The sequence below is a fragment of the Enterobacter mori genome, from assembly GCF_025244905.1.
Taxonomy (GTDB): Bacteria; Pseudomonadota; Gammaproteobacteria; order Enterobacterales; family Enterobacteriaceae; genus Enterobacter; species Enterobacter mori_A.
This window is the reverse complement of sequence record NZ_CP104285.1, coordinates 386,446-406,623: the sequence shown is the minus strand read 5'-3', so window position 1 is coordinate 406,623 and position 20,178 is coordinate 386,446. Positions and strand designations below refer to the sequence as shown.

15 protein-coding genes and 3 tRNA genes are annotated in these 20,178 nt (G+C 55.9%); 4 read left to right on the top strand and 14 right to left on the bottom strand.

The genetic code is table 11. From position 1 onward, the window contains the following. The 8 genes from hflK to nnr all read right to left on the bottom strand — a co-directional run bounded on the left by hflK (position 1) and on the right by nnr (position 9,203). Complete coding sequence (gene hflK, locus N2K86_RS01960; protein ID WP_028015254.1) at positions 1–1,260, bottom strand: FtsH protease activity modulator HflK; 1,260 nt, start codon at positions 1,258–1,260, stop codon at positions 1–3. Positions 1,261–1,316: 56 nt separating this feature from the next. Next, positions 1,317–2,597: a ribosome rescue GTPase HflX gene (hflX, locus tag N2K86_RS01955; RefSeq protein ID WP_010427502.1), complete on the bottom strand. Its 1,281-nt coding sequence runs from the start codon at positions 2,595–2,597 to the stop codon at positions 1,317–1,319. A 74-nt stretch (positions 2,598–2,671) separates the two neighbouring features. Then, positions 2,672–2,983: an RNA chaperone Hfq gene (hfq, locus tag N2K86_RS01950; protein ID WP_008502919.1), complete on the bottom strand. Its 312-nt coding sequence runs from the start codon at positions 2,981–2,983 to the stop codon at positions 2,672–2,674. A gap of 85 nt (positions 2,984–3,068) precedes the next feature. After that, complete coding sequence (gene miaA / locus N2K86_RS01945; RefSeq protein WP_260660279.1) at positions 3,069–4,019, bottom strand: tRNA (adenosine(37)-N6)-dimethylallyltransferase MiaA; 951 nt, start codon at positions 4,017–4,019, stop codon at positions 3,069–3,071. Continuing rightward, on the bottom strand, positions 4,012–5,856 hold the full coding sequence (gene mutL / locus N2K86_RS01940) for a DNA mismatch repair endonuclease MutL (protein WP_260660278.1): 1,845 nt from the start codon (positions 5,854–5,856) through the stop codon (positions 4,012–4,014). Before mutL ends, miaA begins: the two co-directional genes overlap by 8 nt. Positions 5,857–5,865: 9 nt before the next feature. Next, positions 5,866–7,209 carry an N-acetylmuramoyl-L-alanine amidase AmiB gene (amiB, locus tag N2K86_RS01935; RefSeq protein WP_260660277.1) on the bottom strand — a complete coding sequence of 448 codons (1,344 nt, stop codon included), beginning with the start codon at positions 7,207–7,209 and terminating at the stop codon, positions 5,866–5,868. Between the two features lie 16 nt (positions 7,210–7,225). Then, a complete protein-coding gene (tsaE, locus tag N2K86_RS01930) occupies positions 7,226–7,687 on the bottom strand; it encodes a tRNA (adenosine(37)-N6)-threonylcarbamoyltransferase complex ATPase subunit type 1 TsaE (protein ID WP_260660276.1) in 462 nt (153 codons plus the stop codon). After that, the gene (nnr, locus tag N2K86_RS01925; protein WP_260660275.1) at positions 7,680–9,203 is read right to left on the bottom strand and encodes a bifunctional ADP-dependent NAD(P)H-hydrate dehydratase/NAD(P)H-hydrate epimerase; all 1,524 of its coding nucleotides are present in this window, start codon (positions 9,201–9,203) and stop codon (positions 7,680–7,682) included. The genes tsaE and nnr overlap by 8 nt, the downstream gene beginning before the upstream one ends. Here nnr and queG point away from each other — a divergent pair. Next, positions 9,202–10,341, top strand: a complete 1,140-nt coding sequence (queG, locus tag N2K86_RS01920) for a tRNA epoxyqueuosine(34) reductase QueG (protein ID WP_260660274.1) — start codon at positions 9,202–9,204, stop codon at positions 10,339–10,341. The two genes, nnr and queG, sit on opposite strands and share 2 nt — an antisense overlap. A 270-nt stretch (positions 10,342–10,611) precedes the next feature. On the opposite strand, the gene N2K86_RS01915 is transcribed toward queG, so the two are convergent. The 4 genes from N2K86_RS01915 to orn all read right to left on the bottom strand — a co-directional run bounded on the left by N2K86_RS01915 (position 10,612) and on the right by orn (position 11,670). Then, positions 10,612–10,687, bottom strand: a tRNA-Gly gene (locus N2K86_RS01915). Positions 10,688–10,732: 45 nt separating this feature from the next. Beyond that, positions 10,733–10,808, bottom strand: a tRNA-Gly gene (locus N2K86_RS01910). 44 nt (positions 10,809–10,852) lie between these two features. Continuing rightward, positions 10,853–10,928, bottom strand: a tRNA-Gly gene (locus N2K86_RS01905). Between the two features lie 196 nt (positions 10,929–11,124). Continuing rightward, positions 11,125–11,670 carry an oligoribonuclease gene (gene orn / locus N2K86_RS01900; protein WP_089600925.1) on the bottom strand — a complete coding sequence of 182 codons (546 nt, stop codon included), beginning with the start codon at positions 11,668–11,670 and terminating at the stop codon, positions 11,125–11,127. Between the two features lie 107 nt (positions 11,671–11,777). On the opposite strand from orn, the gene rsgA reads away from it, so the two are divergent. From rsgA to mscM, 3 genes are all read left to right on the top strand, one after another. Continuing rightward, the gene (gene rsgA / locus N2K86_RS01895) at positions 11,778–12,830 is read left to right on the top strand and encodes a small ribosomal subunit biogenesis GTPase RsgA (protein WP_010427739.1); all 1,053 of its coding nucleotides are present in this window, start codon (positions 11,778–11,780) and stop codon (positions 12,828–12,830) included. A 97-nt stretch (positions 12,831–12,927) separates the two neighbouring features. Then, positions 12,928–13,896, top strand: coding sequence for an archaetidylserine decarboxylase (gene asd / locus N2K86_RS01890; RefSeq protein WP_260660273.1), 969 nt, complete (start codon positions 12,928–12,930; stop codon positions 13,894–13,896). Positions 13,897–13,915: 19 nt separating this feature from the next. Beyond that, positions 13,916–17,239, top strand: a complete 3,324-nt coding sequence (gene mscM / locus N2K86_RS01885) for a miniconductance mechanosensitive channel MscM (protein WP_260660271.1) — start codon at positions 13,916–13,918, stop codon at positions 17,237–17,239. A gap of 36 nt (positions 17,240–17,275) precedes the next feature. Here mscM and yjeM read toward each other — a convergent pair whose 3' ends face one another. Together yjeM and epmA are read right to left on the bottom strand one after the other, a co-directional pair. Beyond that, positions 17,276–18,775 (bottom strand): glutamate/gamma-aminobutyrate family transporter YjeM, encoded by a 1,500-nt coding sequence (gene yjeM, locus N2K86_RS01880; protein ID WP_260660270.1) that lies wholly within the window; start codon positions 18,773–18,775, stop codon positions 17,276–17,278. 179 nt (positions 18,776–18,954) lie between these two features. Beyond that, the gene (gene epmA, locus N2K86_RS01875; RefSeq protein WP_260660269.1) at positions 18,955–19,932 is read right to left on the bottom strand and encodes an elongation factor P--(R)-beta-lysine ligase; all 978 of its coding nucleotides are present in this window, start codon (positions 19,930–19,932) and stop codon (positions 18,955–18,957) included. Positions 19,933–20,178 lie beyond the last annotated feature (246 nt).

Genomic DNA, 20,178 nt, shown 5'->3' with positions numbered 1-20,178 from the left:
TTATTCCCCCTGACGCTGGTAGTCGTTACGCTGCGCGTTAGCACGGCGTTGGTCCATAATGTCACCATCGTTCGAAGAAGGCGTTGTGTTCGCGCTGGAGCTGCCTGATGAGGCTGGCGGCAGACGCAGCAGGTTGTTCGCTCCGCTGGTGTCTTTCGCTGCCGGTGCAGAACCGCCTTTCAGCATCTGATCCAGCGGCAGAACCATCAGGTTTCCGCCTTTGCTGTCGTTAACCAGCACTTTGCGGGTGTGGCTCAGCACTTTTTCCATAGTCTCGATATACAGACGCTCGCGGGTAATTTCCGGGGCGGCTTTGTATTCCGGCAGGATGCGCGCGAAGCGAGCCACTTCACCCTGAGCTTCCAGGATGGTCTGGGTCTTATACGCACGCGCCTCTTCCAGAATACGCTGCGCCTGACCGTTAGCGCGCGGCTGAACTTCGTTGGTGTACGCTTCTGCTTCGCGGATGTACTGCTGTTCGTTTTCACGGGCAGCAATCGCATCATCAAACGCGGCCTTCACCTCTTCCGGCGGACGCGCAGCCTGGAAGTTGACGTCCAGCAGGGTGATACCCATGTTGTACGGACGAATCGTCTCTTCCAGCTCGCGCTGGGTATCGCTACGAATAACGGTACGACCTTCGGTCAGGATGCGGTCCATGGTGTATTTGCCGATCACACCACGCAGGGCGCTGTCGGTCGCCTGACGCAGGCTGTCATCGGCGCTGGTCACGCTAAACAGATAACGCTCAGGATCCGTCACGCGGTACTGCACGTTCATCTCAACGCGCACCACGTTTTCGTCCGAGGTCAGCATCACGCCAGAAGCGGCCAGTTCACGGACGGACTCCACGTTAACTGCGGTCACGTCATCAATGAAGGTCGGCTTCCAGTTCAGGCCCGGCTCAACCAGGTGGCTGAACTTACCGAAACGGGTGACCACGCCGCGTTCTGCTTCTTTAATGGTGTAGAACCCGCTGGCTGCCCAGACGATCACCAGCCCGGCAGCAACGATGCCCACCAGGCGGCCCCCTAATTGCGGGCGCGGTCCCTGGCTGGAACTGCCACCCGAGCCAGAACCTTTTCCTCCGCCAAGGCCACCAAGCTTTTTGCTCAGCTTGCGGAAGATATCATCCAGATCCGGCGGCCCCTGCTCGCGACCACCTTTGTTGCCATTTCCCCCAGAGTTGCCGCCTTGATTATTGCTGCTTCCCCACGGGTCGCGGTCTTGTCCGTTATTACCGGGCTGATTCCACGCCATGTATATGCTCCATATTTGTTATGCAAGGGCGAATTTTTCAGGCTTCCCCTTTCTGATCAGACGATATAGTCCGCCAGCGCAGGTTCTTGTTTACAGAGGCGACGCCAGTCAACGATCGGCATACGCACCTGCATCCCCACGCTGCCGTCATCCTCCATCCACTCTTTTTCTATCGCCTGAAGCTGATAAAACCGGCTGCGCAGCCTGCCTTCCTGTGGCGGCAATCGCAGCGTATGCTGGGCGACCTCACCGGAAAGACGTTCTGTCAAAGCCTGGAAAAGCAGTGGCACACCGATACCGGTCTGGGCAGAAAGCCAGACCCGAATCGGTTTGTTCTCTTCATCTCGATCGATGCGCGGTTCGAAATCGTCCAGCATATCGATCTTGTTCATCACCAACAGCGTTGGGATTTCGTGGGCGTCAATCTCTTCGAGCACCACGTTTACCGCGTCGATGTTCTCCTGAACGCGCACGTCTGCCGCATCAATCACGTGCAGCAGCAGGGTCGCCTGTCGCGTCTCCTGCAGCGTCGCTTTAAACGCCGCCACCAGGTCATGCGGCAAATGACGGATAAACCCTACGGTATCCGCCAGCACCGTCTCACCGACGTCTGCAACGTCAATACGGCGCAGCGTCGGGTCCAGAGTCGCAAACAGCTGGTCTGCGGCATAAACCTGGGCCTCGGTGATCTGGTTAAACAGGGTGGATTTACCGGCGTTGGTATAGCCCACCAGCGACACCGTCGGGATATCGGCTTTCGTTCGCGCCCGACGTCCCTGCTCACGCTGCTTCTCAACTCTTTCCAGACGTGAGAGGATCTGGGTAATACGGCCACGCAGCAAACGACGGTCGGTTTCGAGCTGGGTTTCACCCGGGCCGCGCAAACCAATCCCGCCTTTTTGTCTTTCAAGGTGTGTCCAGCCACGCACAAGACGCGTTGCCAGATGGCGCAGCTGCGCCAGTTCAACCTGCAGCTTACCTTCGTGGGTACGCGCACGCTGAGCAAAAATATCTAAAATCAATCCCGTGCGATCGATAACACGGCATTCGCAAAGGGCTTCCAGGTTGCGCTCCTGGGCTGGAGACAGCGCATGATCAAACAACACGACTGACGCGCCGGTTGCTTTTACGGCATCCGCAATTTCGACTGCTTTACCTTCACCAACAAAATACTTTGGGTGCGGCGCTTTACGGCTACCGGTAATCACCTGCATTGCTTCGACACCGGCGGAAGAGACCAGAGATTCAAACTCCTGGAGGTCTTCCATATCTTTGTCTTGCGAAAAATAGATGTGTACCAGCACCGCCTGCTCACCGGCATCATAACGGTCAAACAAGCGTAAACCTCTCTAAAAAGATCAGCGGGGAACGCAGGATCCCTGGCTCCCCGTGTGGATAACAGTGCGAAACCTTATTCGGTCTCGTCGCTGTCCTGCGCAGGCGTTGAAGAACCCTGTGCGTTGCTGCCATGATGGTAGTTACTACCAGTGCCGCCGCCAGCGTTATTGCTGTGATGAGATACCGGACGGGACGGAACAACAGTAGAAATAGCGTGCTTGTAGACCATCTGACTGACCGTGTTTTTCAATAGAATCACGAACTGATCGAAAGACTCAATCTGACCTTGCAGCTTAATACCATTCACCAAATAAATAGAAACTGGAACACGTTCCCGACGCAATGCGTTCAGGAACGGATCTTGTAAAGATTGCCCCTTAGCCATTCTATCTTTTCCTTATATGCTTGTTTTGTACTTAGAACCTTGCGATTCTGAAAAATTGCGCACGATACGTCTCAATTGTACACATTCAGTCAGCGATATCACCAACAACCTCAATCACTTCGTTTAACGCCTGTTGCGGTTTTTCACTGTCTAACCAGTGAACGCCGTCCCAACCGCGCAACCAGGTGATCTGGCGCTTCGCTAACTGCCTCGTGGCGCAAACACCTCGATAAACCATTTCATCGTATGAAATCTCACCTTCAAGATATGACCACATCTGGCGGTATCCCACACAACGAATGGAAGGCATGTCCGTATGCAAATCTCCACGGGCAAATAGCGCCCGCACTTCTGCTTCAAAATCTGAAGCTAACATCTGATGAAAACGCTGCTCAATTCGTTGATGGAGCAGTTCACGGCTCGCCGGGGCGATGGCGAACTGATGCACCTGATACGGCAGAGCGTCTCCTGACGTTTGCGTCAGTTCCGTTAAAGTTTTACCCGAAATGAAAAAAACTTCCAGTGCCCGGGAAAGCCTTTGCGGATCATTCGGATGGATTCGCGCTGACGCAACCGGGTCAATCTCCGCCAGTTGCCGGTGCAAAACGTCCCATCCCTGCTCTGCCGCCTGCTGCTCAATTCTGGCTCGTACGTCCGGATCTGCCGATGGCAGAGGTGATAGCCCCTCCAGCAGCGCCTTGAAGTACAGCATGGTACCGCCAACCAGTAGCGGTATTCGTCCCGCAGCGGTAATGTCGGCCATCTCGGCTAAGGCATCGCGGCGAAAGTCTGCTGCGGAGTACGCCTGAGCCGGGTCGAGAATATCCAGTAAACGGTGCGGTGCCGCGCGCAGTTCGTCTGCGTCTGGCTTCGCCGTGCCAATGTCCATCCCTCGATAAATGAGGGCGGAATCCACGCTAATCAACTCTACAGGCAAAACTTTACGTAGCTCAATGGCTAACGCTGTTTTACCGGAGGCCGTAGGGCCCATTAAAAAAATCGCCTTAGGCAGGCTCGCCTTACTTACTTCAATCATGTCTCAGGGCGGTCATCGCCGTTTTTAAATCAACAGGTTGTAATAATCCACCCGGCGGCGTTTTCACCAGATGTGGGCAAAGGCGTTCAACCTCTGCCAACACGGTAATCGCCTGCGCCATACTCCACGGTGAGTGTTCGCTAGCCAGATGGCGAGCGATCCACTGCGCGGTGTTGGCGGCATCAAACGACGTTTGCTGCGCCAGGTAGCCTATCAGTTCAGGAATCAAGTTTTGTAAATTTTGTTGGCGTAAGGGTAAAGGCACTGCGCGAATTGTCACATGCTGCGCTTCCAGTACGATTTCTATGCCCATTTCGGCAAGAAGCGCCTGTGCACGCTGCAAAACCCCTGTTTCCTCAGGGGATACTTTTAACCGAACCGGGATCAGCAACGGCTGCGCGCAGGCGGCATTTTCCCCTGGCGTCAGCTGCGCCTGTTTAAGCCAACGTTCCGCCACCGGCAACGCCAGTAGCATCAGTTTCCCCTCGCGTTCGAGCAATGCCATATCCGGAGCAACAATCGTCAGTACACGACCAAAGCTCTGGCTATGCCCGTCCAGTGAAGGTTGTGATACCTCGATATGCTCTTTACGTTCCACGGCGGGCGTATCAAGCAGTTTGCGGTACAACGCCCCTTGCTGCTTCTGATAACCCGGCTGAGCGTTGGGGTAGTTCGCACCCGTAGGACGAGGCGCGCTGCCCGCCGCTGAGAAACGCGGAGCCGCCGGTTCGCGGACTGCGGCGGGTTCAGCAAAGTGGTTGCGGCCTGCCGCCACCCGGTTTTCCGGCAGCGGACGCAGTGCCGGGGCGTCGTTTTCCTGCGGCAGCGTTGGCTCCGCCTGCTGCTGCAATACCGTGACAACACCCTGGTAAATAAAGTCATGAACCAGACGTGACTGGTGGAACCGCACCTCATGCTTGGCAGGGTGGACGTTCACATCCACCTGATGGGGGTCGATCTCCAGATAAAGCACAAACGCGGGCTGTTGGTCCGCGCCGAGTTTGTCTTCACAGGCCTGACGAATGGCGTGGTTGATCAGGCGGTCGCGCATCATGCGGCCATTTACGTAGCAGTACTGTATCTCGGCAAATGCTGCGCTGCTCGCATTCGGATCGGCCACCCAGCCGCGCAGCGCCAGATCGCCATGCTGCCATTCAATCGCCAGCGCTTTTTCAAGGAACGGCGTGCCGCAGATAGCCCCTAACCGGCGCTCCTTCTGACCACCTTCCGCCACCGCACGATACTGGCGCATCACCTTGCCGTTATGGCTGAGGTTGATGGTGACATCGAATCGCGCCAGCGCGATACGGCGAATGATCTCATCGATGTGTCCGAATTCGGTCTTCTCGGTACGCATGAACTTGCGTCGGGCTGGGGTGTTATAGAACAGGTCCAGCACTTCAAGCGTAGTGCCGACAGGGTGCGCCGCAGGTTTGACCGTGACATCCATATCGCGCCCTTCAGCGTAGGCCTGCCAGGCTTCCTGCTGTTCCGCGGTGCGGGAGGTCAACGTTAAGCGGGAGACGGAACTGATACTGGCCAGCGCTTCACCGCGAAAACCCAGGCTGATAATGGCCTCCAGATCGTCCAGAGAGGCAATTTTACTGGTGGCGTGACGCGCCAGCGCCAGCGCCAGCTCGTCTTTTTTGATGCCACAGCCGTTGTCACGAATACGAATAAGCTTTGCGCCGCCGCGTTCGATATCAATATCAATGCGGGTTGCCCCCGCATCAAGGCTGTTTTCCACCAGTTCCTTCACCACCGACGCAGGGCGCTCCACCACCTCACCGGCGGCGATTTGGTTCGCGAGCTGCGGCGGTAGAACCTGAATCGGCATGAACTCTCCTTAATTTGTGGCGGTCATCTCACCCGGCAGCGCGGCACTGGCCGTCTGGCCTGCACCGCTTTGCGGCGCGGACTGAAGCGGATGGGCTTCAAAATATTTACGCAGACCGTTATAAATCGCTTCGGCAATCTGCTGCTGGTAGCTATCGCTTCCCAGCAGGCGCTCTTCACCGTTGTTGCTGATAAAACCCGTCTCAACGAGGATCGACGGAATATCCGGCGAACGCAGAACACCAAGGCTCGCATGCTCCGGACGGCGCTTGTGCAATGCCCCGATGCCCTGCAGCTGGTTCAGTACGTTAGTGGCGACATCATACCCGACGCGCTGGGAATGACCGAACTGTAAATCCAGCACCGCCTGGCTAAGATACGGGTCAGACTGGCTGTTCGCCAGCACGTCCCCTGCGCCACCCAGCAGTTCGGACTGCTTCTCATGCTCTTCAAGCCAGTTGGCCATTTCGCTGTTGGCGCGACGATTCGACAGTACCCATACCGAGGCACCGGTCGCGCTGCGATTCGGCGCGGCATCCGCATGAATGGAGACCAGGAAGTTTGCGTTCTGCTTGCGCGCCACGTCCGAGCGTCCCATTACGGAGATAAAATAGTCGCCGTCGCGAGTGAGCACGCCTTTGAACATCGGATCGTTGTTTAACAGCGTTCTGAGCTTGCGGGCTACTGCGATTGTAACGTTTTTCTCCCGGGTGCCGCCTGGGCCAATTGCGCCCGGATCCTGCCCACCATGACCGGCATCGATGGCGATGATCACTTTGTCACCACTGACTGCCGCGCGTCGTGCGCTGGCCGCCGGACGCGTCACCGTATTACTGCTGGTTGCCGCTGTGATGCGATCGTTTTGCGACTTAAACGGATTACGGGCAGGTTCAGACGGACGCGGGGTATACACGGGTTCTTCCACGCGCTTCGCCACCACTGGCGCAGGCGGTGGAGGTGGCGGCGGTGCGTCGGCATTGATGGTAAAGACCACCGTATAGTTCGCCCCGTTTTGCTGCTTCACCGCCTTCGTTTTGCCCTTTTCGGTCAGATCGACCACCAGGCGTAACGACTGACTATCCTGCGGCGTTCCCGAACGGATACTTTTCACCAGGTTGTTACCGCTGAACCGCAGCGGTAATCCCTGGATTACGCCCGTTTGTTTGATATCCAGCGCCACGCTGTGGCTGTCTGGCTGTGAAAACGCATATTCAGGGTCGCCCATAAAGCTGAACGTGATCCGAGCCTGGCTTTCGCCGTTCGACACCTGAATATCTGAGAGGTTTGCCGCCCCGGCCTGCGCGCACAGCAGCACGGTGGCAGCCAACAACCAACCTTTAACGCGATTTTTCATCCCGTCATCCCTACGCTTAACCGGCCAGTCGCGCCAGTAAGGAACTGCCTGATGAGGAAACAGCACTGATGCGTGCCTCACGCCCTTGTGCCTGGTAATCTAAGTGAATTTCGACATCCGGGTCAGGCAGCACACCCGCACCTTGTTGCGGCCACTCCACCAGGCAAATGGCGTCGTTGGCAAAATAATCACGGATCCCCATAAATTCCAACTCCTCAGGATCCGCAAGGCGGTATAAATCGAAGTGGTACACCATGAGATTTTCAAGGGTGTATGGTTCTACCAGCGTGTAGGTTGGGCTTTTCACATTCCCGTTATGCCCTAACGCCTGCAAAAAACCCCGGCTGAAGGTGGTTTTACCCGCACCTAAATCACCATAAAGATAAATGACGGTTGCCCCCTGACAGGCCTGCGCCACGCGCTTGCCGAAATCTAAAGTGGCTTGTTCATCAGGTAAAAGAATCGCTCGATTAGTCATTTTCTACGTCAATCACATCCGGGTTAACAACACGCCGTAGCGTGCAAAAAAGATCGGTGGCCAGCATACCGCGCGTACCATAGCGTGCAGCAAGCTGGTCAGCCGCTGCGCCGTGGGCCACACAGCCCGCACAGGCTGCATCATAAAGGGGAAGTTTCTGTCCAAGCAATGCGCCAATGATGCCGGAAAGCACATCGCCCATGCCCCCGCTCGCCATGCCCGCATTTCCGGCATCAATAATACCCAACGCATCCTCGCTGGCGATAACGGTTCCCGCCCCTTTCAAAACAGCAACACCTCCGTAACGTTTTACCAGACGCTGGGCAGAAAGTAAGCGATCGCTTTCAATTTCTGCCACGCTGCAGTTAAGCAGCCGCGCGGCCTCGCCGGGGTGTGGCGTCAGGATGCGATTGTGACGCTTATCCGGGTTTATTGCCAGAAGGTTAAGCGCGTCGGCATCCCACAGCATCGGTTTACGAAAATTCTCGACCTTTTGTAGGGCCTGTTTCGCCCAGGACTGCTGCCCAAGCCCGGGGCCGATCACCACGACATCGGCCCATTCGAGGCTCTCTTCCAGCGTCTGCGGCGTGAGTTCATGCACCATCAGCTCCGGTCGGGCGGTAATGATCGGGATGATATTGTCACTACGCGTTAACACCCGCACTAAACCGGCACCGCAGCGCAGAGCCGCCTCGCCGGTCATGCGGATAGCGCCCGCCGTGCCGTGGTCACCCCCGACTATCACCAGCCTGCCGTGATCGCCCTTATGGGACGTTGGACGGCGCGGCGGCAGCCATCGGGTCAGCTGTGAGGCGTCATATCGTGAAACTAGCGTATCCTGTCCTGCCAGCCAGCTTTCAAGCCCCAGCGCGTTGTGATGCAGTTTCCCCACCACATCCCGCGCTTTTCCGGTTAGCAGACCCGGTTTCAGAGCAATAAAGGTGACAGTATGTGATGCCTGAATCACCGCCCCCGGCGTCGCACCAGTTTGCGCGAGCAATCCAGAGGGGATGTCCAGCGCCACCACCGGTGCGGGATGCGCGTTAGCACGCTCAATCAGTGCAGCAACGTTGTCGCGGGGCGCGCGCATCAGACCGGTGCCCAGCAGACCATCAACGACCAGATCCACCTCTTCCGGCCAGACGATATCTGACGCATGAATCACACCGCCTGCGTTCAGCCAGGCCTCTCGCGCCGCACTGGCTTCTTCCGGCAGCGGATGTTCGCTCTCAACGGCCAGTAACGTGACGCGAAGACCTGCCGCCACGGCCAGACGGGCGACGACATAGCCATCGCCGCCGTTATTACCGTGCCCGCATAAAATGAGCCAGTGAGCAGCAGGCGGGTACGCGCTGCGGGCAACATTAAACGCCGCCTCACCCGCGCGTAGCATCAGTTCATAAAGGGTAATGCCGAGGCTGTCTGCAGCCTCTTTTTCAGCACGTCGGAGCGCATCCGCATGCCAGATGGAATGTGGTATACTTGCGGGGTTTTTCTTCACCGTATGGTCCGTCATGTCACAGCCCCTCGATCTCAATCAGTTAGCGCAAAATATAAAACAGTGGGGTGCTGAGCTTGGCTTCCAGAAGGTCGGCATCACCGACACCGACCTCTCCGCCAGCGAGCCCAAACTGCAGGCGTGGCTGGACAAACAGTACCACGGCGAAATGGAGTGGATGGCGCGTCATGGCATGATGCGCGCTCGTCCACACGAGTTGTTGCCGGGCACATTACGCGTCATCAGCGTGCGCATGAACTACCTGCCCGCCAATGCGGCCTTTGCGCGCACGCTCAAAAATCCCTCTCTGGGTTACGTCAGCCGGTATGCTCTGGGGCGTGACTACCATAAGCTTCTGCGTAACCGTTTAAAAAAACTTGGGGAAATGATTCAGCAGCACTGTGTTTCGCTGAATTTTAGACCCTTTGTGGATTCCGCGCCTATTCTTGAACGTCCGATCGCTGAAAAAGCGGGGCTTGGCTGGACAGGTAAGCACTCACTTATCCTTAGCCGAGACGCCGGTTCGTTCTTTTTCCTGGGTGAATTGCTGATAGATTTACCGCTGCCGGTAGACGGCCCGGTAGAAGAAGGCTGCGGCCGCTGTGTAGCCTGCATGACCATCTGCCCGACGGGCGCCATCGTCGAGCCTTACACCGTTGATGCGCGCCGCTGCATCTCCTACCTCACTATCGAACTGGAAGGGGCCATTCCCGAAGAGTTTCGACCGCTTATCGGTAACCGCATCTACGGCTGCGACGACTGCCAACTGATCTGCCCGTGGAACCGCTATTCGCAGCTCACGGACGAAGAGGATTTCAGCCCGCGTAAGGCGCTGCATGCGCCACAGCTTATTGAGCTGTTCGCCTGGACAGAAGCCTGGTTCCTGAAAGTGACGGAAGGTTCGGCCATTCGCCGTATCGGTCATTTGCGCTGGCTGCGAAATGTTGCCGTTGCGCTGGGCAATGCCCCGTGGGATGAAGCGAATATTCAGGCACTCGAAAGCCGTAGAGGTGAGCACCCACTTCTCGATGAACACATAGAGTGGGCGGTTGCACAGCAAATTGAGAAGCGAAGTGCCTGCGTGGTCGAAGTGCAGTTACCCAAGAAACAACGGCTGGTAAGGGTGATTGAAAAAGGGCTAACGCGGGATGCCTGAACTATTCACAGCCTGTGTATAAAATTACAAACTCAGGCGCCATCAGGGCTGGCTAAGAGGTCAAGTGATCTCACTAACATTTTGAAATGATATTTTATTTTTATAAATCAATAGATTATAAAGATACTATTCACCCTGCGAAGCGTTTTGCACTCACAGATAAACGGCAGGTTCTGTGGATAACTCTGTTCACAAAAGTGTTTCAGATGAAATAGAAAACGTCCCCAACGAAGCATTTCGCTGTGGATAATTTGAATATGAAGAAGAATTTGGAGCGGGAAACGAGACTCGAACTCGCGACCCCGACCTTGGCAAGGTCGTGCTCTACCAACTGAGCTATTCCCGCTTGGGTGTTCTGGTGCTGTGCGTATCTTGCGATACTTTCAAATTTTGGAGCGGGAAACGAGACTCGAACTCGCGACCCCGACCTTGGCAAGGTCGTGCTCTACCAACTGAGCTATTCCCGCTTGGGTGTTCTGGTGCTGGCGTATCTTTCGATACTTTCAAATTTTGGAGCGGGAAACGAGACTCGAACTCGCGACCCCGACCTTGGCAAGGTCGTGCTCTACCAACTGAGCTATTCCCGCAAATCTGCACTGCTTTTGTTGCCGTCGTAACGTGTAATTCTCTGTCGTTACGGGAGGCGCATTATACGAGAAATCCTTTTAGCTGCAACCCCCCTTAAAGGGATTTTTTTGAAATTCCGTTCAAATGCTTATTTAATCGGCAAGCTGAACAATTTAACGACAAAAACCCGGCCACGCAAGGCGCCGGGGCTCAAAATCACAGCTTTATAAAGTTTTCGCGGTAGTACGCCAGCTCCGCAACCGACTCGCGAATGTCGTCCATCGCCTGGTGTGTTCCCTGCTTTTTAAAGCCATCGAGAATTTCTGGTTTCCAGCGACGCGCCAGCTCTTTCAGGGTACTGACATCCAGATAGCGGTAGTGGAAATACGATTCCAGCTCCGGCATGTACTTAAACAGGAAGCGACGATCCTGACCAATGCTGTTACCGCAGATAGGCGATTTGCCCGCCGGAACCCACTGTTTCAGGAATTCAATGGTTGCAAGCTCTGCTTCGCGGTCACCCTGGGTGCTGGCCTTCACGCGCTCTACCAGCCCGCTACCGGTATGGGTGCGCACGTTCCATTCATCCATCAGTGCAAGTTGATCGTCAGACTGGTGTACCGCGATGGTTGGCCCTTCCGCCAGAATATTCAGGTTGGCATCGGTGACCAGCGTTGCAATTTCAATAATGCGATCGCGCTCGGGATCCAGCCCGGTCATTTCAAGATCGATCCAAATCAGGTTGTTTTCATCCGCGCTCATGTTATTTTCCACCCTTCTCGCATAACCGGCAGTAGCAGGTTAACTAGTATTAATTAGAGTGTATCATAGAGGTTTTGCCCCTTACGGGCGACCAGGAGCCAGCGCGATTGAGTAAAAATAAACTCTCCAAAGGGCAGCAGCGCCGCGTAAACGCCAACCACCAGCGCCGTCTTAAAACCACTTCGGAGAAGCCGGATTACGACGACAACCTGTTTGGTGAAGCGACAGAGGGCGTCGTGATCAGCCGTTTTGGTATGCACGCCGATGTCGAATCCGCCGACGGGGATATCCACCGTTGCAATATCCGTCGCACTATCCGTTCACTGGTAACCGGCGATCGCGTCGTCTGGCGTCCGGGTAAAGAAGCCGCTGAAGGGGTGACGGTTAAGGGCATCGTTGAAGCCGTGCATGAACGCACGTCGGTGCTGACCCGTCCTGATTTCTACGACGGTGTTAAACCCATTGCCGCCAATATTAACCAGATCGTCATCGTTTCGGCGATTTTGCCTGAGCTTTCGCTCAATATTATCGACCGTTATCTTGTCGCCTGCGAAACGCTGCAGGTTGAACCGATCATCGTGCTAAACAAGATCGATCTGCTGGATGACGACGGCATGGCCTTCGTGAATGAGCAGATGGATATCTATCGCAAGATCGGTTATCGCGTGCTGATGGTCTCCAGCCACACTAAAGATGGCCTGAAGCCGTTAGAAGAAGCGCTGACTGACCGAATCAGTATCTTTGCGGGTCAATCTGGCGTAGGTAAATCGAGCCTGCTGAACAACCTTCTCGGCCTCCAGCAAGAGATCCTGACCAACGATGTGTCCAACGTTTCGGGTCTGGGCCAGCACACCACCACCGCTTCGCGTCTTTATCACTTCCCGCACGGTGGCGACGTGATTGACTCGCCGGGCGTGCGTGAGTTTGGCCTGTGGCACCTTGAACCGGAACAAATCTTCAACGGGTTTGTCGAATTCCATGACTATTTAGGCGCTTGCAAATATCGCGACTGTAAGCACGACAACGACCCTGGCTGCGCCATCCGCGAGGCAGTAGAGAACGGTGAGATTGCGGAAACCCGTTTCGAAAACTATCACCGCATTCTTGAGAGCATGGAAGACGTAAAAACGCGTAAAAACTTTTCTGATTCTGATAACTGACAACTAAGCTAAGCATCGCTAAAATCGTCCCCTTTTTTCAGGTTCCGGCGCTTTTCCGCCGGATCAGGAACGACAAAACAATGGCCTGGAGGCTACCTTGTTAAACTCATTCAAACTTTCGCTTCAATACATTCTGCCAAAACTGTGGCTCACTCGCCTGGCGGGCTGGGGCGCAAGCAAACGAGCGGGATGGCTGACCAAACTGGTCATCGACCTGTTCGTGAAATACTACAAGGTCGACATGAAAGAGGCGCAGAAGCCGGACACCGCCAGCTATCGCACGTTTAACGAATTCTTCGTGCGCCCGCTGCGTGACGAAGTGCGCCCGTTAAATACCGATCCTAACGTGCTGGTCATGCCTGCGGACGGCGTGATCAGCCAGCTCGGTAAGATCGAAGACGACAAAATTCTGCAGGCCAAAGGCCATAACTACACCCTGGAGGCGCTGCTCGCAGGTAACTACCTGATGGCAGATCTGTTCCGCAACGGTTCCTTCGCGACCACCTACCTGTCGCCACGCGACTATCACCGCGTACACATGCCGTGTAACGGTATCCTGCGTGAGATGATCTACGTGCCGGGGGATCTGTTCTCCGTGAACCACCTGACCGCACAGAACGTGCCGAACCTGTTCGCCCGTAACGAGCGCGTCATCTGCCTGTTTGATACTGAATTTGGCCCAATGGCACAGATTCTGGTGGGTGCTACCATTGTAGGCAGCATCGAAACCGTCTGGGCGGGCACCATCACCCCACCACGCGAAGGCGTGATCAAGCGCTGGACCTGGCCTGCCGGTGAAGCCGAAGGTTCTATTGCCCTGCTGAAAGGTCAGGAAATGGGGCGCTTTAAGCTGGGCTCTACCGTGATCAACCTGTTTGCACCGGGTAAAGTGAACCTGGTTGAACAGCTCCAAAGCCTGTCGGTGACCAAACTGGGTCAACCGCTGGCGGTATCTACCGAAACCTTCATCACGCCGGACGCAGAGCCTGCGCCGCTGCCTGAAGAAGAGATCAACGCCGAGCATCACGCCAGCCCGCTGGTTGACGACAAAAAAGACGAAGGCTAACAACAGAAGGATCGCTGACGTGCGCCCGATTATCGTTCTACTGATGGCCTGGTGCCTCAGCATGGGGGCGTACGCAGCGACAGCCCCCGACGCCAAACAGATAACCCAGGAACTGGAGCAGGCAAAAGCGGCGAAACCCGCTCAGCCAGAGACCGTCGAGTCGCTCCAGTCGGCCCTGAACGCGCTTGAGGAGCGAAAAGGTTCCCTTGAGCGCGCTCAGCAATATCAGCAGGTTATCGACAACTTCCCGAAACTCTCTCAAACGCTGCGCTCACAGCTGAATAACCTGCGTGATGAACCGCGCGAGGTTCCTGTGGGCTTAACGTCGGATGCGCTAAACCAGGAGATCCTCCAGGTCAGCAGTCAGCTTCTGGAGAAGAGCCGCCAGGCACAGCAGGAACAAGAGCGCGCACGTGAAATCGCCGACTCGCTCAGCCAGCTTCCGCAACAGCAGACCGATGCCCGCCGCCAGCTAAATGAGGTGGAGCGACGCGTCGGCACGCAGACAGGAAATACCCCGCAAAGCCAGGCGCAGAATCTTGGGCTGCAGGCCGAATCCGCCAGACTCAAAGCGCTGGTTGACGAGCTGGAGCTGGCGCAGCTTTCTGCCAACAACCGCCAGGAGCTGTCGCGCATGCGCGCCGAGCTTGCGCAGAAGCAGAGCGAACAGCTTGATGCGTATCTGCAAAGCCTGCGCAACCAGTTAAATAGCCAGCGCCAGCGCGAAGCCGAACGCGCGCTGGAAAGTACAGAACTCCTCGCGGAAAACAGCGCAAATCTGCCTGTCGGCATCGTCGATCAGTTCAAGGTCAACCGCGAGCTTTCAGCCGCGCTGAATCAGCAGGCGCAGCGTATGGATTTGGTTGCGTCGCAGCAGCGACAGGCGACCAATCAAACGCTGCAGGTGCGTCAGGCGCTTAACACCCTGCGCGAGCAGTCCCAGTGGCTGGGGTCCTCCAACCTGCTGGGTGAAGCATTGCGCGCCCAGGTTGCCCGCCTGCCGGAAATGCCAAAGCCGCAGCAGCTTGATACCGAGATGGCGCAACTGCGCGTCCAGCGCCTGCATTTTGAAGATCTCCTCAATAAGCAGCCGCAAATCCGCCAGATCCGTCAGGCCGATGGACAACCGCTTACTGGTGAGCAAAACCGCATTCTCGAAGCCCAGTTGCGCACCCAGCGTGAACTGCTGAACTCTCTGCTGCAGGGCGGCGATACGCTTATCCTTGAGCTAACCAAGCTGAAAGTGTCGAACAGCCAGCTGGAAGATGCGCTGAAAGAGGTCAACGAGGCGACGCACCGTTATCTCTTCTGGACGTCCGACGTGCGGCCAATGACCTTCTCGTGGCCTATAGAGATTGTGCAGGATCTGCGCCGCCTGATTTCGCTGGACACCTTCAGCCAGTTGGGCCAGGCCAGCGTGATGATGATCACCAGTAAGGAGACCATCTTCCCGCTGCTGGGCGCGCTGATTCTGGTGGGCTTCAGTATCTACTCCCGCAGACACTTTACGCGCTTCCTCGAACGTTCCAGCGCGCGCGTCGGGAAAGTAACGCAGGATCACTTCTGGCTGACGCTGCGTACCGTATTCTGGTCGATTCTTGTTGCTTCACCGCTGCCGGTGCTGTGGATGACGCTGGGATACGGCCTGCGAGAGGCCTGGCCCTATCCGCTTGCGGTGGCGATTGGCGATGGCGTCACCGCCACCGTGCCCCTGCTGTGGGTAGTGATGATCTGTGCCACCTTCGCGCGTCCAAACGGTCTTTTTGTCGCCCACTTTGGCTGGCCGCGCAGCCGCGTCGCGCGCGGCATGCGTTACTACCTGATGAGCATCGGTCTGATTGTGCCGCTAATCATGGCGCTGATCATGTTCGATAACCTCAATGACCGGGAGTTCTCCGGTTCGCTGGGCCGTCTCTGCTTTATCCTCATCTGCGGCGCGCTGGCAATGGTGAAACTCAGCCTTAAACGCGCCGGCATTCCGCTGTATCTCGATAAGACGGGCAGCGGCGATAACATGCTCAACCGCATGCTGTGGAACCTGATGCTCTCCGCGCCTTTGGTGGCCATTCTGGCCGCAGCCGTGGGATATCTGGCGACCGCACAGGCGCTGCTGGCCCGTCTTGAAACCTCCGTCGCCATCTGGTTCCTGCTGCTGGTGGTCTACCATGTCATCCGCCGCGGAATGCTGATCCAGCGTCGTCGTCTGGCGTTTGACCGCGCCAAGCACCGCCGCGCCGAAATTCTGGCCCAGCGCGCACGCGGTGAAGAAGAGCCTAACCACGTCAACAGTACGGAAGGGACAACGGATGCCGACGATGTCGAAATCGATCTGGATACCATCAGTACCCAATCATTGCGGCTGGTACGTTCCATCCTGATGCTGGTTGCGCTGTTGTCCGTGATTTTTCTGTGGTCGGAAATTCACTCCGCGTTTGGCTTCCTGGAGAACATCTCGTTGTGGGATGTGACGTCCACGGTGCAGGGTGTTGAAAGCCTGGAGCCGATTACCTTAGGGGCGGTGCTGATTGCCATTCTGGTGCTGATCATCACCACGCAGCTGGTGCGCAACTTCCCGGCGCTGCTGGAGCTGGCGCTGCTGCAGCACCTGGATTTAACCCCCGGTACGGGCTATGCCATTACCACCATCACCAAGTATCTGATCATGCTGTTTGGTGGGCTGGTGGGTTTCTCCATGATTGGTATTGAGTGGTCAAAACTGCAGTGGCTGGTCGCCGCCTTGACCGTGGGGCTTGGCTTTGGTCTGCAGGAGATTTTTGCCAACTTCGTTTCCGGTCTGATCATTCTGTTTGAGAAGCCGATCCGTATTGGAGATACGGTGACCATCCGCGATTTGACCGGTAGCGTCACGAAGATCAATACGCGCGCCACCACGATCAGCGACTGGGATCGAAAAGAGATCATCGTCCCAAACAAGGCGTTTATCACCGAGCAGTTTATCAACTGGTCGCTGTCAGACTCCGTCACCCGAGTGGTGCTGACCGTACCAGCACCGTCTGATGCCAACAGCGAAGAGGTGACGCAGATCCTGTACACCGCAGCAGAGCGCTGCTCGCTGGTGATCGACAACCCGGCACCGGAGGTATTCCTTGTGGATTTACAGCAGGGTATTCAGATCTTCGAGCTGCGCATCTACGCCGCCGAGATGGGACACCGTATGCCGCTACGCCATGAGATCCACCAGCTGATTCTGGCGGGCTTCCGCGAGCACGGGATTGATATGCCGTTCCCACCGTTCCAGATGCGTCTGGAAAGCCTCGGCGGGAATAAAACGTCAAGAACGCTGTCATCTGCGGGGCGCAAACGCCCGGCGGGAAGTTTGTAATACTCGCCCCTCCCTGTGGGGAGGGGCGTTTCACCGCTACGCTACTTCCGCGACGTACGCCATCGAGCGACGACGATAATTTTCATAAATCCCCATCGCCAGCAGCGAGAAGAAGATCGGTCCACTAACCATCCACAGCGTACTGTTCCAGTCGTTCGCCTCAACCACGGGCTGAATAACGGTAAAGACGTTGGCAAACGCCACCACCAGCACCACCACCGTGGTTGCCAGCAGCGTTGTTGCGCGGGTTTTGAAAATCACGAACGGACGTTCCAGCCCCAGCTTCGCCTTAAAGAACGGAAACGCGAGCGTCAGGAACAGATAGGGGAGCGTCATCGAGACGTTCGCCATCAGGGTCAGCTTGTTGTAAAACGCTGACGCCGTATCTCCACCGAACGACACCAGCAGAATGAACACGCATACCAGCAGACACTGCATCCACATGGCGTTAGCGGGCATGCCTGTTGTATTCAACTGCGTCATGCGCGCTGGCCACAGCGCTTTTGGCGTACCCTGAATAATCGCTTTCAGCGGAGAGTAAATCAGCGTGAAGAACGCGCCCGTATACGCAAGGAACATCGACAGCCCTGTGATGCGCGCAAACCAAACGCCCATCGTAGCCGCTACGTCCGGCGTCAGGTTCATTGCCTGCCCCAGCGTCATACCCAGACTTTTCATCAGAACATAGGTGATGTTCCCGAGGTTCGTGGTGTTGTTACTCAGCACCTGCTGCCAGTTAGTGCTGACGCCCCAGAGGAAAATCGCCAGTGAATAGCCAATCGAGATGACGATGGCGGCAAAAATAATGCCTTTGGCAAAGTTCTTTTCCGGGTTCTCGGTCTTATCGACCAGGCCGCCTACGGCTTCAATACCGCCGTAAGCAAAGATGGCAAAGACCACGAAAGAGAGCATCGCGAGGCCAGACTGATAGCTCGGATTAGGGGATGAAACAAAATTCACCTCCTGCGCGAAATGTCCGCCGTTAAGACACAGAATGGCGATACTGACCACCAACAGCACCAGGTTCAACCCCATGACTGAAATACCGCCCACGGCGGTGATCCGGGCTATTTTGTTGATGCCTTTTGACGCCACCAGGGTGACCACTACCATCCAGCAGACCGCCAGAATACCAACCACCTGCGTGGAGCTGAGTCCAGCCAGCGACCAGACCTGGGTTTTATCGGCACCGAAAAGAAACGTTGAGAACGGCACCCAGACTTTGGCCGCTGTACTGACCATCCAGACGACGTAGGATGAGAACCACATAAACGTGCCGATAAACGCATAGCGCGGCCCGACGCTGTTATTCATCCATGAGTAGATCCCGCCCTCTTCTTTCCGGTAAGCCGAGCCCATCTCCGCCATCATCAGCGCAAACGGGATAAAGAAGAACAGAGCAGAAACGATATAAAACGGCGTCGCGCTGTAGCCCATCAGATAGAACGCTGACGGGCTGTTGGCAAAGCCAAAGACTGAGGTAAATATCATCAGGATGAGCCCGGTGAGGGTCATCTTTTTGAGTGACTGGGACATAGAACCATCCGAAGAGGAATTAAATTGCGCGGATGGTAGCAGAAGACCAGATAAATATTGTGGCTATAAGGGGCAAATTAAGAAAAAGACCCGTGCAAGGAGAATGTGCCAGTTTTTAATGTGGCAGAGCCAAATGACCCGAATAGGCCGGGTAAGCGACAGCGCCACCCGGCGACTCTTTAAGCGCGATCGACTGTAAAGGCAATCACATCGCCAAGCTGCTCTGCGCCCAGAGCCAGCATCACCAGACGGTCAACGCCCAACGCCACACCAGAACAATCCGGCAGGCCTGCTTTCAACGCCTCCAGCAGGTTGGTATCAATCGGCTGCTGCGGCAGACCGCGCGCTGCACGCTTACGGTTATCCTGCTCAAAACGCTGCTGCTGTTCGCGCGCGTCAGTCAGCTCGTGGAAACCGTTCGCCAGCTCAATACCTTTGTAATACACCTCAAAACGTTCCGCTACGCGGTGGTCTTCGGTGCTGATCTGCGCCAGTGAAGCCTGGCTTGCCGGGAAGTGATAAACAAACGTCGGACGATCCTTGCCAATCTGTGGTTCCACGCCAAAGGTGAAAAGCAATTGCAGCAGCGTATCGCGATCTTCCTCGGTATCCGCCACATTGCTCAGATCCAATTTTGCGGCCACTTCACGCAGCTGGGCTTTATCCGCTGACAGAGGATCGATTTCCAGGCAACGCTGGAAAGCCTGCTGATAGGAGAGCGTCTCCGCTTCTGAACAGTCCAGTACCTGCTGCAACAGATCGTCAACCTCGTTCATCAGGCGATACATATCATAATGCGGGCGGTACCACTCCAGCATGGTGAATTCCGGGTTGTGGTGACGACCCATCTCTTCATTACGGAAGCTGCGGCACAGCTGATAAACGGGACCACATCCCGCCGCCAGCAGGCGCTTCATGTGGTATTCCGGGCTAGTCATCAGATACAGATTCATACCCTGAGAATGGCCTGGGCCAACAAAACGGGTTTCAAACGGAACCAGATGAATATCCGTTACCGTTGCCTGACTCATGCACGGCGTTTCCACCTCCAGGACACCGCGGTCAGCAAAGAAGCGGCGAATCTCCGCCATTATTGCTGCGCGTTTTAACAGGTTTGGGATGGATGCGCTCGGCTGCCAGGTGGCCGTTTCGCTCATGAGTAACTCTCCGATTTCAGACAAGGGCACGAAGTCTACTCGTAAGCCGGGGCGGAGACAAATTTTGCGCGGTAAAAGCGCCTTTTTCATAACGAAGAAAAATAACGTAACGTAATTCATCAATAACGATGATAAATCACCGCACTGAACAGCAAAAAAATCGAACACGTCAAATTTCCCCCACATCCATACGGTTATACTGTTTTACCCATAAAGGAGCAGTGGAATCGCTTTCGCAATTGTCCG